Origin of the sequence: Halobellus sp. MBLA0158 (assembly GCF_041477585.1) — an archaeon.
Lineage (GTDB): Archaea > Halobacteriota > Halobacteria > Halobacteriales > Haloferacaceae > Haloquadratum > Haloquadratum rubicundus.
In genome coordinates, this window is the sequence record NZ_JBGNYA010000001.1 from 1,356,871 (window position 1) to 1,371,084 (window position 14,214).

At 60.9% G+C, this 14,214-nt stretch carries 14 protein-coding genes, 1 tRNA gene and 2 pseudogenes; 13 read left to right on the top strand and 4 right to left on the bottom strand.

Annotated elements, in window-relative coordinates:
* The first annotated feature begins 26 nt into the window (after window positions 1–26).
* The 5 genes and pseudogenes from OS889_RS07085 (at window position 27) to OS889_RS07105 (ending at window position 2,673) form a co-directional block, all read left to right on the top strand.
* A complete protein-coding gene (locus OS889_RS07085) occupies window positions 27–779 on the top strand; it encodes an archaeal proteasome endopeptidase complex subunit alpha (RefSeq protein ID WP_372388533.1) in 753 nt (250 codons plus the stop codon).
* Between the two features lie 110 nt (window positions 780–889).
* A tRNA-Glu gene (locus OS889_RS07090) sits at window positions 890–964 on the top strand.
* 185 nt (window positions 965–1,149) lie between these two features.
* The gene (locus tag OS889_RS07095) at window positions 1,150–1,785 is read left to right on the top strand and encodes an IS6 family transposase (protein WP_372388535.1); all 636 of its coding nucleotides are present in this window, start codon (window positions 1,150–1,152) and stop codon (window positions 1,783–1,785) included.
* Window positions 1,786–1,851: 66 nt separating this feature from the next.
* Entirely contained in the window at window positions 1,852–2,016 is a 165-nt protein-coding gene (locus OS889_RS07100) for a hypothetical protein (protein ID WP_372388537.1), read from the top strand.
* Window positions 2,017–2,040: 24 nt separating this feature from the next.
* Window positions 2,041–2,673: pseudogene (locus tag OS889_RS07105) on the top strand (IS6 family transposase).
* A gap of 14 nt (window positions 2,674–2,687) precedes the next feature.
* Here the strand turns inward: OS889_RS07105 and OS889_RS07110 are convergent.
* Window positions 2,688–3,476, bottom strand: a pseudogene (locus tag OS889_RS07110) (transposase).
* Between the two features lie 212 nt (window positions 3,477–3,688).
* Between OS889_RS07110 and OS889_RS07115 the strand changes: the two are divergent.
* Window positions 3,689–4,588: a PGF-CTERM sorting domain-containing protein gene (locus OS889_RS07115; protein ID WP_372388539.1), complete on the top strand. Its 900-nt coding sequence runs from the start codon at window positions 3,689–3,691 to the stop codon at window positions 4,586–4,588.
* A gap of 352 nt (window positions 4,589–4,940) precedes the next feature.
* The gene (gene aglF / locus OS889_RS07120; RefSeq protein WP_372388540.1) at window positions 4,941–5,696 is read left to right on the top strand and encodes a UTP--glucose-1-phosphate uridylyltransferase AglF; all 756 of its coding nucleotides are present in this window, start codon (window positions 4,941–4,943) and stop codon (window positions 5,694–5,696) included.
* Between the two features lie 800 nt (window positions 5,697–6,496).
* Here aglF and OS889_RS07125 read toward each other — a convergent pair.
* Window positions 6,497–7,486 (bottom strand): GDP-mannose 4,6-dehydratase, encoded by a 990-nt coding sequence (locus OS889_RS07125; protein ID WP_372391580.1) that lies wholly within the window; start codon window positions 7,484–7,486, stop codon window positions 6,497–6,499.
* Window positions 7,487–7,739: 253 nt separating this feature from the next.
* Between OS889_RS07125 and OS889_RS07130 the strand changes: the two genes are divergently transcribed.
* The 4 genes from OS889_RS07130 (at window position 7,740) to OS889_RS07145 (ending at window position 11,256) form a co-directional block, all read left to right on the top strand.
* A complete protein-coding gene (locus tag OS889_RS07130) occupies window positions 7,740–8,987 on the top strand; it encodes a Cdc6/Cdc18 family protein (RefSeq protein ID WP_372388542.1) in 1,248 nt (415 codons plus the stop codon).
* A gap of 265 nt (window positions 8,988–9,252) precedes the next feature.
* Window positions 9,253–10,125 (top strand): PGF-CTERM sorting domain-containing protein, encoded by an 873-nt coding sequence (locus OS889_RS07135; RefSeq protein WP_372388544.1) that lies wholly within the window; start codon window positions 9,253–9,255, stop codon window positions 10,123–10,125.
* A 471-nt stretch (window positions 10,126–10,596) separates the two neighbouring features.
* A complete protein-coding gene (locus tag OS889_RS07140) occupies window positions 10,597–10,749 on the top strand; it encodes a hypothetical protein (RefSeq protein WP_372388546.1) in 153 nt (50 codons plus the stop codon).
* A gap of 39 nt (window positions 10,750–10,788) precedes the next feature.
* Window positions 10,789–11,256, top strand: a complete 468-nt coding sequence (locus OS889_RS07145) for a hypothetical protein (protein WP_372388548.1) — start codon at window positions 10,789–10,791, stop codon at window positions 11,254–11,256.
* On the opposite strand, the gene OS889_RS07150 is transcribed toward OS889_RS07145, so the two are convergent.
* Window positions 11,253–11,474: a winged helix-turn-helix domain-containing protein gene (locus tag OS889_RS07150; protein ID WP_372388550.1), complete on the bottom strand. Its 222-nt coding sequence runs from the start codon at window positions 11,472–11,474 to the stop codon at window positions 11,253–11,255. The two genes, OS889_RS07145 and OS889_RS07150, sit on opposite strands and share 4 nt — an antisense overlap.
* Window positions 11,475–11,840: 366 nt before the next feature.
* Between OS889_RS07150 and OS889_RS07155 the strand changes: the two genes are divergently transcribed.
* The gene (locus tag OS889_RS07155; protein ID WP_372388552.1) at window positions 11,841–12,248 is read left to right on the top strand and encodes a DUF8112 family protein; all 408 of its coding nucleotides are present in this window, start codon (window positions 11,841–11,843) and stop codon (window positions 12,246–12,248) included.
* Complete coding sequence (locus tag OS889_RS07160; protein ID WP_372388553.1) at window positions 12,241–12,843, top strand: hypothetical protein; 603 nt, start codon at window positions 12,241–12,243, stop codon at window positions 12,841–12,843. The genes OS889_RS07155 and OS889_RS07160 overlap by 8 nt, the downstream gene beginning before the upstream one ends.
* A gap of 260 nt (window positions 12,844–13,103) precedes the next feature.
* Here OS889_RS07160 and OS889_RS07165 read toward each other — a convergent pair whose 3' ends face one another.
* Window positions 13,104–14,165 carry a glycosyltransferase family 4 protein gene (locus tag OS889_RS07165; RefSeq protein ID WP_372388555.1) on the bottom strand — a complete coding sequence of 354 codons (1,062 nt, stop codon included), beginning with the start codon at window positions 14,163–14,165 and terminating at the stop codon, window positions 13,104–13,106.
* Window positions 14,166–14,214 lie beyond the last annotated feature (49 nt).

Below are 14,214 nucleotides of genomic sequence, written 5' to 3' on the forward strand. Positions count from 1 at the left end.
CCGTCCCCGGCCCGGAGTAGGGGTAGATGAACCGAAACGACCAGCAGGCGTACGACCGAGGGACGTCGCTCTTCTCCCCGGACGGACGCATCTACCAGGTCGAGTACGCCCGGGAAGCGGTAAAGCGCGGGGCGCCGAGCCTCGGTGTCAGAACGAGCGAGGGCGTTGTCCTCGCGGCCCAGCGCCGGACGAGCTCGCCGCTGATGGAAGGCGAGAGCATCGAGAAACTCCACAAGCTCGATGACTTCCTCGGCGCCGCCTCAGCGGGCCACGTCGCCGACGCCCGCCGCCTGATCGACGACGCGCGGACGGCCGCCCAGCGGAATCGCCTGCGCTACGGCGAGCCGCTCGGCGTGGAGACGCTCACGAAGACGCTCTCCGACGAGATCCAGGAGACGACCCAGGTCGGCGGGACCCGCCCGTTCGGCGCCGCGCTCCTCGTGGCCGGGATGGACGGCGACGACCCGGAGGCGGCACCCCGGCTCTTCCAGACCGACCCCTCCGGCGCGCCCCAGGAGTGGCGCGCGGTCGCCATCGGCTCCGGCCGCGACGACATCCAGGAGTTCCTCGAAGACAACTGGAGCGACGACCTCTCGCTCGACGACGGGATCGCTATCGCCGTTCAGGGCCTCTTCGAGTCCGACGACGAACTCGGCGCCGAGAGCGTGAGCGTCGCGACGATCACGAGCGACGGTTACGAGAGCGTCTCCGAGGACGCGGTCGCGGCCGTCATCGACGAGCACGTCGACGACGAGACGGACGCCGACGACGCCGAGTAAGCCGTCTGCAGTCGTCCGCAGTCGTCGGAATCCGGTACGGCACACCACCGCACGGCGCGGGCAAAACGGAACCGTTTTACACATCCCACCGGTATCTCGGAGTGCGCACCGCTCCGTTGGTGTAGTCCGGCCAATCATCTTGCCCTCTCACGGCAAGGACCAGGGTTCGAATCCCTGACGGAGCACTCCCTTTCCCGCGCTGTCCGGTGGTTTTGGGCTGTGAGCAAGGAGCGAGATCACCAATGCTCCAGACCAAGCAAGAACGGACGATTGGCAGACACCGACGCTGTATTGCGATTAGACCGTCTGCCCCACCAGGCACTGTTCAGATAAGATCGAAAAGTGAGGCGGTCGTAGTTCGTTGGTGCCTATGCAAGAACCCAACCGCCTCACCGGAGGTAGCGACTTTCCAGAGTTAGGTTTTGTGGAGCGAGAGGCGACACCCGAGTCGGCGATGAAGTTGGGTATCCAACTGCATTTGGCGGGATTATCGCTGTCGGATACCGTCTCTGTTCTTGCAAGCCTGGGTGTCGATCGGTGTCGCTCCACCGTTCACAACTGGATTCAGAAGGCAGACCTACAGCCTGCCGAGGGACAGAATCCGAATTACGTCGCGGTTGATGAGACTGTAATTCGAGTGAATGACCAGCGCTACTGGCTGTTTGCGGCGGTCGATCCCGACACGACTCGCCTGCTGCACGTGCGACTATTCCCGACCAGGACCCAAGCGCTGACCGAGATGTTCCTTGCGGAACTCCGCGAGAAACATCTCGTTTCTGACGCGATCTTCCTGGTCGATGGCGCACCCTGGCTGCAGGCGGCCTGCCACCGTCACTCGCTCCGATTCCAACACGTCACTCACGGGAATCGGAACGCCGTCGAACGTGTCTTCAAAGAACTCAAACGCCGAACTGAAGCCTTCGCAAACCACTTCAGACACGCTCGTCCTGAAACCGCAGAAACGTGGCTCCAAGCATTCGCCGTCTGTTTCAATCAACTAATCTGAACAATGCCCCAATCCCTTTCAAAGGATTTATCAGTGGGCGCTGAGCGTCTCACGGGAGCGATTTTGATGACCGGTTTTGAGGACCTGTCGGTGCTTACCGAGGCGTCAGCAGCGTACCTGAACCCGCGGCAGCGACTCGACTACAAAGCCGAACGCGAGGACTGCCTTGAGTGGTTGCTCACGTTCGGAAAGGACCCACAGCCGGTCTGTTTAGTTAAGGATGAAGAGTGAGGCGGGGTGATTTTGTGGTGCTCTATGCCAAAAATCGCCCGCCTCAGCGGATGCACGGACTGGATTGATTTGGATTTTGTGGAGCGCCAGCGGACACCCGAGCGTGCGATGAAACTCGGTATTTAACTGCAGTTAGCGGGGTTGTCGCTCAGGAATACCGTCTCGATTCTCGAAGAGTGGAGTGTCGAGCGCTCGCCGAAGGCGATTCACGATTGGGTGTAGAAGGCCGAGTTACAGCCTACAGCGGGTCGAAACCCGAATCACGTTGCGCTCGACGAGATTGTGATTCGAATCGACGATCAGCAATTCTGGCTGTATGCCGCCGCTGATCCCGACACAAACGATCTCTTGCATCTGCGACTGTTTTCAACGACGACCACGGTTACTGAGATCTTTCTGCGTGAACTGCACCAGAATCACGATGTCGAATCCGCCGTATTTCTGGTCGATGGCGCTCAACACCTCCAAACTGCGCTGGCCAGAACCTCACTCCGATTTCAAACCGAACAGAATGGAAATCGGAACGCCATCGAGCGAATCTTTCGAGAGCTCAAGCGTCGAACCTCCTCGTTCTCGAACTGTTTCAGCCACATTGAGCCGCAAACTGCCGAAAATTGGCTTCAAGCATTTGCCGCCTGGCTCAATGCCCCTAACTAAACACCGCCTAGCGATCATTCCTTGATAGCTTGTTCGAGGTTGTAGACCGCAGTGGTCAAAATCAGTTCACGGAACTGACGGTACCAGGCCCTCGGCCCGACAGCGGATCCGTATCGGCGCTTGATTGTCCAACCGTGTGTTGTGGGCGTGGTCGTAGTGGGCGAACAGACGGTGTTTGATCAGCTGCCAGACACCCTCTGAACGGAGGGTGTTCCGCAGTGATTGATCGTCGTAGCCTTTGTCACCGGCGAGGCTCTCAATTACGCCGGTGTTGGCGCTGTGCTACCCGACGGCCCACCTGTGTGTCGTGGAGCCAGTGTTCTAAACAGTGGAGATCCAGGACGGCACACGAGTCCGTATCGACCAGGACCGTCGTCTTTAGCGTCTGTATGTGGCGATCCGATCGGTCTCTGTAGTGGCTGGATGCCGCTTGCCGATCAAAGAACGTGGCATCCAGGGCGCCGTGTTCACCCGGATCGTAGGTGATCGCAGACCGATCAAGCAGTTGGCGCTAGACACGGGGGTGGGAACCCGCTCAAACGACCGCCACAGCGTTGAGGGTGCCGGGAACTCTGAGCGGACCAACTGCAAGACGGCACGAACGCGATCCATCTCACTCGCCCAATCGACGGTTTCTGCGTAGCTCGCGTCCATATGAACCCGCAAAAAGTGCAACGTAAGATGCTTCCAGCCGGCAACCCGTTGTCAGCCGGGTCGCTCACCACTGCTGTGGGGTTGGCGGCATAGCGCTTTTGAGCTAGCGACGTCGCTTGCTTAACGAAGCCGAAGAGGATCTTAGGCACATTTCCTCTCTCCGCTTCGCTTTCACCATTATAGCGACGCTATCTCGCTGCCGTCTTCGGATTCAATAGAGGAGTGTGGACCATTGAATCAGGCGGCAAATGCTTGGGCCAATGTTCACACTTTCAGGTTGTGCGGGTGCCATAGCAGAATTCACGAGGCGTAGTGGAAAGCAAAATAGTCTCCTATCCCGGAGAAATAAATATCAGTTGATATGAAAATTCGTCAAATACCCCGTGTTGGCATTCTGCTGTGTGTTCTCCTGCTACTGACAGTAACAATCCCTGGCGCGTCGGGAACCGACGGTGGGGACTACGGGATCACCCTCAACGAGTCCGTCGACATTCCGGAGCGGACGCTCGAAACCGACTCGGAGAACTACACCGTCGCGAGCATCGGGCGGTATGTGGAGGGTGAAACGGTCACCGTCCGGACAGACGGCCCGGAGAACACATCGTACGCCGTTCGACTCGTCGACAGTCGGGAACGTTCCCGGATGACCGCATACGTCGCGGGCAACGGCAGTCGGCAGTTCCCGCTGGCCGGATACGAGCCCGGGACGTACGCAGTCGTCATCACGAACGAGAGTGACGCTGACACAGTATACGACGTCAAGCTCCTCGTGGTCTCCGGGTACACGGTGACGCATTTGACCCCGTCCGAGATCGAGCACAATACGACGCTATCTGTCGAGTTCCGTCTACGAAGGGCGAGCGAGGGCGTCGCCGAATCCCCGGAGGAGGTGGAAGTTGCGATTGGGAACGGGTCGATGTCGATTAGGACCGAGGCGACACGGACATTTGGGCTGAATTACACGGCCGAAATCGACACGCGGTCGTTGGCACCGGGCGAGTACCAACTTTACACCGGAGTGCAGCGGAACGATACGGTGTACGGCTACAAGGAGTTCGTTGGCGTCGATACGTACCGGGTGACGGTGGTCGACTCCTCGGCGTCGACGACGACGGAGGCACCACAGCGTGACTCCGACACCGCGGCGACGACCACAATTACGACTACGACGAGCACTGGGACGCCCGGCTTTGGGCCGCTCCCGGCGCTGGTTGCGCTCGGTGGCGTGGTGTTGTTGGCGCGTATGAGACGCGTGCGGTAACGATCCAATTTTTGGTGTCTCAGTTAGTGACGGAGCGCGTTGGATGCGTCTGCTCGTGCCTCGGACGCAGGCTACAACGAATTCCATCCCGAATATACAGACGGCTGTATCGACTCACCCACCTCGGAAACGGTCGAGGTGCTCGCTAAAACGAGTGGTAGTACTGTCACAACCATTCCGACGATCTCGAAAGTCTCGCTTCGGTGGATGTGAGCGTTCATCGACGTCCTGCTGGTTTCATCCGTGGGACCTCCCACTGACGGTAGCTTTTCTGGTCAGCGATCGCCTGTGTGGTCACTCCTGTTGGACGAGTGGAAAGACCTATCTTCCTCTCCTGCAATCGGTTGGATAGATGAAAGCCGTCGTGCTAGCGGCCGGCGAGGGAACCCGCCTCCGGCCGCTCACCGAGGACAAACCCAAGGGGATGGTCGAGGTCAACGGAAAACCCATCCTGACGCACTGCTTCGAGCAGTTGGTCGAGTTGGGGGCCGACGAGCTCGTCGTGGTCGTGGGGTATCTGAAGCAGCGGATCATCGACCACTACGGCGACGAGTTCGCGGGCGTCCCGATCACCTACACACACCAGCGCGAGCAGAAAGGGCTGGCACACGCGCTGTTGAGTGTCGAGGAGCACATCGACGACGACTTTATGTTGATGCTCGGGGACAACATCTTCCGGGCGAACCTGGCGGACGTGGTGCGCCGGCAGCGCGAGGACAGGGCCGATGCGGCGTTCCTGGTCGAAGAGGTGCCGTGGGACGAGGCGTCGCGATATGGAGTGTGTGACACGAACAAGTACGGCGAGATCACCGACGTCGTGGAGAAACCCGAGGATCCGCCCTCGAATCTGGTGATGACGGGCTTCTATACGTTCACACCGGCGATCTTCCACGCGTGTCATCTGGTCCAGCCGTCGAACCGCGGTGAGTACGAGATTTCGGAGGCGATCGATCTGCTGATCCAGAGTGGGCGGACGATCGACGCGATCGGCCTCGAGGGCTGGCGAATCGACGTCGGATATCCCGAGGATCGTGACGAAGCCGAAGCACGGTTACAGGACGAGGCCGGGCGGTCCGAGGCGGTTGCAGAATCGGCCGGCGACAGCTGATCGGGGCGCGCCTCGGAGATCACCCACCGGGAGTCAGATACGGGGAGACCGCTCCAGACACTCCGTCCGCCCAGTCGTCGAGTCGGTTTTCCCTTTACAGACGGTCGATCCGGTCAAGCACCATCGGGTGATCGCATCAACACCTTATGACCGATGGTTCCCGCCCACCGAAAGCAGCCACCGCACGGCCCGTCGCACCCCGAGGGCGGTCAACGCCACGAGATAGACGACGAGGAGTCCACCGACACCGAGGAGGCCCTGGACTGACGGGGTGGGGTGGCTGTTCTGTTCGCGTGCGGTAGCACCGGAGGCTGGAGCATTCACGTGCTCGGGCTGGTTGGGGGGCGACTGTGGAGGGGACGGCTGCGGGGCCATACGTCGCAGTTCGGACCAGGCCGTAAGGAATACCTCGAAGAGACAAACTACAATTTAAGTTTGTGTTCGGCGGGGAGGGGGTGACAGCGAGGGGCGCCACCGTGGTCCGGTACGGCCGCGCCTTTGGGGAAGGACTGGCCTCCGACCGACAGCACCCGGGTACGTAGGCGCTCGGCAGGTCTGCCGTGATTCGCTCGGTACCTGCCCTGTGGTCCCAGCACGGGGGGCGATCGTTGGTGCCTGGCTAGTCTGTCGTCGGGTGGGCCCAGCGATTCGAAGCCGGGCCCGGCGGTGGGGCCCTCCCGGCTCGGGGCCCCAAGGCCGACTCACACACAATGGGTGCTAACGCGAGAACGTGCCGTATCGTCGCGGTCCGATTCGATGGAAGCCCCCACTTCAACCACTCTCACCCCGACTGCGTCCGCTCAGGAGGCTAACACGAGCGGTTCGTACCACTCCCGGTTCTGCCGATACCACGCGATGAACTTCGAGACGCCCTCCCGGATCGAATGCGTTGGGTTATAGGCGAGCAACGCCTGGGCTTTCGCCGTGTCGGCGTGGGTGTGATCCGCATCCGCGTCGTACCGCTCGGCGAACTCCAACGCCAACTCGGGGGCGAGTTGATCCCGAATTTCTTCGGCGAGCGTCCGGATCGCGATCCGATCCGTCGAGCCGATGTTGACGGCTTCGCCGTCGGCCGCGTCCGTTTCGAGGAGGGCGCGGTTCGCCGCGATCACATCGTCGATATAGGTGAAATCCCGCGTCTGGGAGCCATCACCGTAGACGACCGGTGGCTGGCCGTTGCAACACCGGGAGACGAAGTTCGAGATGGCCATATTCGGTCGCATCCGCGGGCCATACACCGTGAAATACCGGAGGGCGACCGTCGGTAGCCCATAGACCTCGTGGTAGGCACACGCGTACCGTTCGGCCGCGAGTTTAGAGGCCCCGTACGGCGAGACCGGCAGTGTCGGATCAGTTTCGGAAAAGGGGAGGTACTCCTCGCGGCCGCCGTAGACCGACGACGACGACGCCATCACGAACCGCTCGAGGTCGGTGTCGCGGGCCGCATCCAAGAGGTTGAGCGTACCATCGGCGTTCACCGTGTGGTATTCGCGCGGGGCTTCGATACTCGAGCGGACCCCCGCCTTTCCGGCTTGGTGATAGACATAGTCGGCGTCGGCGACGAGCTCGGCGACGAGCTCGGCATCGCGGATATCACCGTTGATGAACTCGTAGTCGACGCCCTCGCGGGTGGCCACCTCGCGGTGGCGTTCGCGGGTGTGCTCCTTGATCCGGAGATCATAGAAGGGATCCATCGCGTCCAGCACGGTCACGTCGTAGCCGTCTTCGAGGAAGGCTTCCGCAAGGTGGCCGCCGATGAACCCGGCGCCGCCGGTGACGAGAATGTGCATACTATTGCTGGGAGGGAGGTCGTTGAAAAACCTCGGATTTGACACACTGTGGGGGCAGCGATTGGGACGGGTGTTCGAAGCGGCGATGTCAGGGCCCGGCGATCGCGTGTGCACCCGGCGAGGAGATACGGTGCGGGCGTAGGTTGGTGGCGACACGCGTTGCCACGACCGACGCGGGCGCGAGCAGGGAGGTTCTGGAAACACACACTCGTAGTTCCGCTGGAACTATCCGAAACAAAGCCCTTCGGAGGGTATGACCGATTACGACGACCTGTTCGCCGAGACGGCCGCCTCGGACAGTCTCTTTGTCGACAAGCGGGCGCTCGATCCACTGCGCGAGCCCGACGAGATCGTGGCTCGCAGCGAGCAACAACAGCAGGTGGCGCGCTTGCTCAATGGGGTCCACGAGGGCTATCTCCCGACGACGGTCTCGATCTATGGCCCGCCGGGGACTGGGAAAACCGTGACGACCCGCCGGGTCTGTGGTGAGTTTGCCGCGCGGACGGAGACGTTTGCGGTCGAGTATGTGAATCTCAAGGAATGTCGGTCGCTGTTCAGTGCAGCTAACGAGATCCACCTCGAGTTGACGGGCACGAAGCGGGGCGCCTACGAGGGGTTGGATGGGGTCTTCGAAGGCATCTGGGAGGCGCTGGAGGCCTATCCCGAGTGGACGGTCCTCATCCTGGATGAGATCGATCACATCCAACACGACTCGAACTACGATCCCAACGACTTCTTCTATCGGCTGTTGCGCGGGGAGGGGAAACTGAAGCGAGACTTGAACCTCTCGGTATTCTTGGTGAGCAACGAATTGCTGGAAGTCGATCTCCGCTTGGACAGTCGGGTCAAAAGCGCGATGGACGGTGAGGAAGTATTTTTCCCGCCGTATGGCGTCGCGTTGTTGGAACGGATTCTGCGACCGCGGATCGAGCAGGCGTTCCGGGACGGGGCGGTCCCGGATGCTGTCTTCGAATATGGCGTGCGGGAGGCGGCTCGCCGGTGGGGCGACGTCCGGAAGGCGTTGCGGTTGTTCCGGCAGGCCGGCGAGACCGCGACCGAACGGGGGCTCGAGGCAGTGACGCGGGAGTGTCTCGATGCGACTATCGAGACGACTGGGAAGGAGGCCGTGACCGAGAAGCTGTTGGCGCTGCCGTTCAATCACTTCCTGGTGTTGACCGGGGTGACCGGCTGGACCGAACGGCCGAGCGGCGAGATCAAACAGCCGGTGACCACGAGCGAGGTTGTCGCGTCCCTCCACCAGCAGAACTTGGCCGAGGAGTTTCTGTTGAGCGAGCGGGCCGTCCGGGAGTTGGTGACCGATCTCGAGACGATGGGGCTTGTCGACACCTGGGTCGACTCCCGCGGCCGCGAGGGGCGGGTCAAACAGATCGAGACGTCGTTCGATCCCCAGTGGGTTCGCGATGTGTTGGAACGGTATGTCGCCGAGACGGAGCAGGTCGACCCCGAGTCGGTACTCGCCGATCCGGACGTGGGGTCGTAGTCGATCGGGATGTGTGGGGCCTGTCGCTGGAAAAATACCGGCAGGGAATGTAATGAGGGCACCTGGAGAGACTGAGCTGCGAGGCTCCAGTCGTGGACACGCCGAGCAGGAACCGTGCTCTCTGAGCGGGGAACTCACTATATCTGCCGCGGAACTGCCGGCGACTCGCGATAATGTATCTTTCCGACGTGGAGCCGCGACCGTCCTGTCCGGCGTCCGGAATGATTAATGAGCTGGCACGTCAGCCACCACGCGTGGTCGCCTAATGTCTCGGCTCCGCAGTCTGGGGTGTGTCTGTTTCATCCTGTTATTGACGCTTTCGGCCGTCTCGGCCGCGGATAGTGACGCCTATGGCGTGTCGGTTTCCCAGTCCGTTGATATCCCTGATCGGACCCTCGAGACCGACTCGGGCAACTACACGATCAGCGCCATCGGCCAGTACGCCGAGGGCGAGACGGTGACCGTCTCGACGACGGGGCCGGCGAACACCTCGTATGCCGTCCGGCTCGTCGATAGCCAGGAGCGCTCGCTGGTGACCGCCTATGTCGAGGGCACCGGCACGCGGGAGTTCACGCTCGATCGGTACGTGCCGGGCACGTATGCGATCATCATCACGGCCGAAGACAGCGCCGAGGAGATCTATGCGGTCGAGATTTTCGTGCTATCTGGGTACCGGGTCATCCATTCGACGCCCCGTGCGGTCGAACACAATACGACCCTTACAGTCGAGTTCCGCCTTGAGGAAGTGAGCGATGCGGTTGCCGGACCGCCGGCGAACGTGAGAGTCGCATTGGGCAACGCCTCGACGTCGCTGACGACCACTGCGCGGCGGACCGCGGGGCTCACATATACGGCCGAGATCGACACCCAGTCGTTGGCGCCCGGGGAGTATCGGCTCTATACCGGTGTGCAACGGAACACGACCGTCTATGGGTATGCCGAACTCGTCGGGGTAGATACGTATGCGGTGACGGTTACGGAGCCCTCGACTCCGACGGCGACGACAACGGCGACGGCGTCATCCCAAAGCGAGACCCAAGAGACAACGAGTGCGTCGACGCCCGGGGTCGGGGTGGTGGTCGCGCTTGCGGCCCTGCTCAGTGGTGTCGGTCTGCTGTCTGTCGGGCGGCGACAGTGAGGGATATCGGCGGGGCCTAGCCCAGCTGGAACACCGACGTATTGCAGGTCTGCGGGCACCCACACTCGAGGCCCGAAAATTGTCGGACTGCTGGCTGTGGCAGTGGGTGCGGCTCGACGGGGTGTCTCCCCAGGCCCCTCTGATGTATCGAGTGCTTCCGTTGAACGCCAACGCGTCACAGTGACTTAAGTCTCGGTCGCATCTCAGGTTTCAGTAATGTCGACCCCCGCCCGACGAGCGAACGAGACGAGATTCGCGGGCTCCTCGCCGACAACATCCGGGCGCTCGACGAGCGGATTCAACAGTCACGGACGGAGGGGCTCTCCGCGGAAACCGAACAGCTCCAACTCAAACGGCTCCGCACGTTGGCCCAGTTGGCGCGTCAATACCGGTTGTTGGTCGCGACGCTGATGTCGGCGAGATGGAAGCCGATGTTGACCTGCTGCGAGGGGTTCTCTCGAAGGACTGACAATGACGAAACAGCGACTCGAATCCGAAATCGACGAACTCAGCGACGAACTCTTGGGGGAGCTCGATCCGACCGACCGCGTCGGATTGATGCTGCGTGCCGAAGCGGGGGGCCGCGAAGCGTGGATCGATCGGCTTCGGCGGACCTGCCCCTAGGACACCTACGAGACCTACGACGTCGCATACACAAATCGGATGCAGCTCGCGCTCGTGTGGGCCTACGAGGCCCTATACGAGCTCCGGATCGTGTTGGAGCGCTATCGGCGTGCCGTACTGCAGCGCCAGTATGAACAGGCGATTTCGCTCGTCCCGGCCGAGGAGTTGGATTCGTTCGCAGAAGAGCTGCCGCCGGAGGCTGCGGCTGCCGAGCCGATCGAGTGGGTCGCACGGATGGCACGCGACTACTACGGCTGTGAGCAGTTTGCCGAAGAGGTCCTCGGGATATCGTTGGCTGAGTGGGTCGGCGGGGTGTCCGGAGGAGAAGCCGTCATCAAGGAGGCGGCCGAGGTGCTCGAACTGTATGCCTCAGCCCTCGATATCGGTGAGGGTGGTGCGAACGGCTCGGCAGACGTTATCGAAGTCGCGGCGGATGCCGAGGAGCTATTTGCCACGCTTCAGGAGGAATGGCGACAGGTGGACGGGCCGCGTTTTGTGATGGATTAGGGGGCACTTCCGTCTCGAGGGTCTTCGATGAGTTCGTAGAGTCCGCCGCCGAGCTGTCTGACGTATCCGTGTTCGACTAATCGCATCAATCGATTTCGAATATTACCCTTCGAGTAACCAGTTTCTTGCGAAATATATGCCGCAGTACACCTTCCTTTAGTTAGATATGAGAGGATCTCACGATCCGTTGGGTTGAGTTGATCAGGATCTAGAGTCATTACTCTGGATTTATTTTTAAACGAAAAAAGTGTGATGTACGGGCAGTCCAGAGTCAAAACGAATTGGATAAACGAATCGTAATAATTAACACGACGCAGGTATATGTGCAAGGCAGGAAGCGCGGTCTACAGGTCAGTAAATGGCCGGGTGGTGGTGCACCCAACCGTGCTTCTCCGGAGATGAGAAGCAATGAGTACTACGAACGCGACGCTAGAAGAATATACCGACCAGCCATTGGGCTGCGACAACGATTGGTGTAACGGGCCGACGAGCGAGACGCTGCCGTGCTTCGATTGTTATGATCGAAGCCGGGAGTACCTCATCTCAACGAGTGAGGCAGCAGACACGGTCACGGAGGACAGTCGATGATCGGCGAGCACGGGCACTCGTGGGATCGCCCGAAGCCCGACCACGATCGCCGACAGGACGCAGCTGTGACGACGCCTCGACAATTACTCACCGGCCTCGGGATCGGATTGGCCACGCTGGAGGTCCACTGTACGGGCTGCAACTGCCGAATGGGCGAAGGCGAGATGGTCTGGGTGTACGCCTACCGAGCTGCTGAGGATCCCGAGTGGACGATCACGCGGTGTTTCTGTGCGGCCTGTACGGATCGGCGGATCGAGACGCCCACGCTGGGGACGAGTGAAGTGCTCGCGGCGGCCCGGCTCAACGTCCGCTCGGTGGTGGACGAACAGCGCCACGAGCTCTGTTTGACCCACGTCGAGCCGTGTGCGTTCAGTCCGCTGATGGAGGGATATTCCTGTGAGTGAGGCTCGTTCGGGTGCCGATAGTGAACGGGCTGATATCGAAGAACGACTTACGGTTGTCGAACAACGGCTTGAGGCACTCCAACGGGAGGTCCAGACTGCGACGAACCGCGATATTCCACTCCTGAAGGGCACCAACCGAGCGATTATGGCGGCCGAAATCGAGACCATCGACGAGTTGCCCGCTGCGGGGCGGGCGTTCGGCCAGCAACTCGTGGAACGCGGTGAGCGCTTGTCCAATGTGGAAGCACATATTGAGGTGTTGAACCAATCGGCGGATCCCTCGACGAAAGCCGAGAAGGTCGCGACGGTGCTTGCTTTCGCAGCGAACAAAGCAGGGGACGACGGCAAGGTTGCCGTCACGCCGGCAGAGATTCGTGGTTGTACCGGTGTGTCACGGCGGTACGCCTACGATCTCGTGGAGGCGATTGCGGCGGATGTTGCAGGGGTCCAACTCCGGGAGTCCCAACAGGTCACGACTTGGAACGGTACCAAACACAAGCAGAAGGCACTGCTCGTCGACTGTGAACAAGTTCACGGGCTGGAGGAGGCTGTGAACTCCTTCACCACGGAGGAGGGTGGTAGCGAGGGTCGGTAACGCGTCGCGGTCGTAGAAACGCGGGTCGGATGGCTTCCAATAGTATTCGATTCACATCGTGTGCTATTGGAACCAACTAGGCAAGAGACGTGGGCACGGCATTTGTATTCCATAATCGCTGTACAAAACGCACTTGAGTACTCACCAACGTTCCGTAAATGTGTGGTGAACTACTTCATTCGATGTACCATCGAGTTTGTGATCCTGGTCGTCAGTTGGTGATCAGCTTATGTTTCGATAAGCTGCGAATAATTCTCCTCTTATTGTCGGACGACATCGAGATATTGCCCGGCGACAGCTCGCCACGTCGGGAGTGAGACGGTGGACCGCTCATCGCGTAGTGTCTCGATAGCCGTCGCAATTTCTGCCGTGTCATCGGCGACGAGCGATCCGGTTGCGTCGTACGTCTTTAGGAGGTGTCGATGCGAGGGGATATCCGAGAGAACGACGGGGAGACCAAAGGAGAGCGCTTCGGCCGTCGCGACCGGCATCCCTTCGTAGGCCGATAGACTGGCGAACACGTCGGCATCCGCGAACCACCGCCACTTCTCCTCGTCGCTGACGTATCCGAGCGTACGCAGCCGCTCGGAGGCGTGGGCCTCGACGGCCTCCCGACGTGGCCCGTCGCCGGCCATCACGACGTAGGTGTCGTCGCGTTCGTCCGTGACGGTCCGCATCAGCTCGGCGAATCGGACGGGTCGCTTCTGGTTGGTGAGGCTCCCGATGTTGAACACGACGGTGGCGTCTTCGGGGATATCGTATTCATCCCGTATCGGATCAAAAGTCTGGTCGGTCGGCGTGAAGATCCCGTTCGGGACGTACGTCGCCCGGTCGACGCCGAACGGTTCGATTTCCTCGTTCAGGTGTGGCGAGACGACGGTGTAGTGCGGGCCGGCGGCGTCAAGGGAGGCGAGCTTGCGGTGGAATCGGGCTTCGGCGGTTTTCGTGAGCCAGTAGTACGGCAGTAGGCGTTTGGGATAGATGCCCTCGCGGACGAGTTCGTACTCGCGGCCGAGCGTGGTATGGACCGTCGCGACGACCTTGTTCCAGAACGCCTCATCGGTCGTGGGGAGTGCGGGCGCGATCGGCTGGTGAGTCCAAATGAGGTCGTAGTCATCGTGGTTGGCAGCGATGGCTTTGAGCGTGCGGTACCACCAGACGGCGATGCCGGGGACGCCGACCGTGATGGGGCCGAGGCGGGCGGCGGCTCCTTTGGCGAGAACGTATTCGACCTTGTGGCCCATTTGTTCCCATTCCTCGCCGACGCGTTCTGCCATCTCGCGGATGCCGAGGCGGTGGGGAGTGACGACGAGGCAGTTCATATGATTACGAGAGGGATACTTCCTTGTTCCCACTGTCCGGTAGATTAGT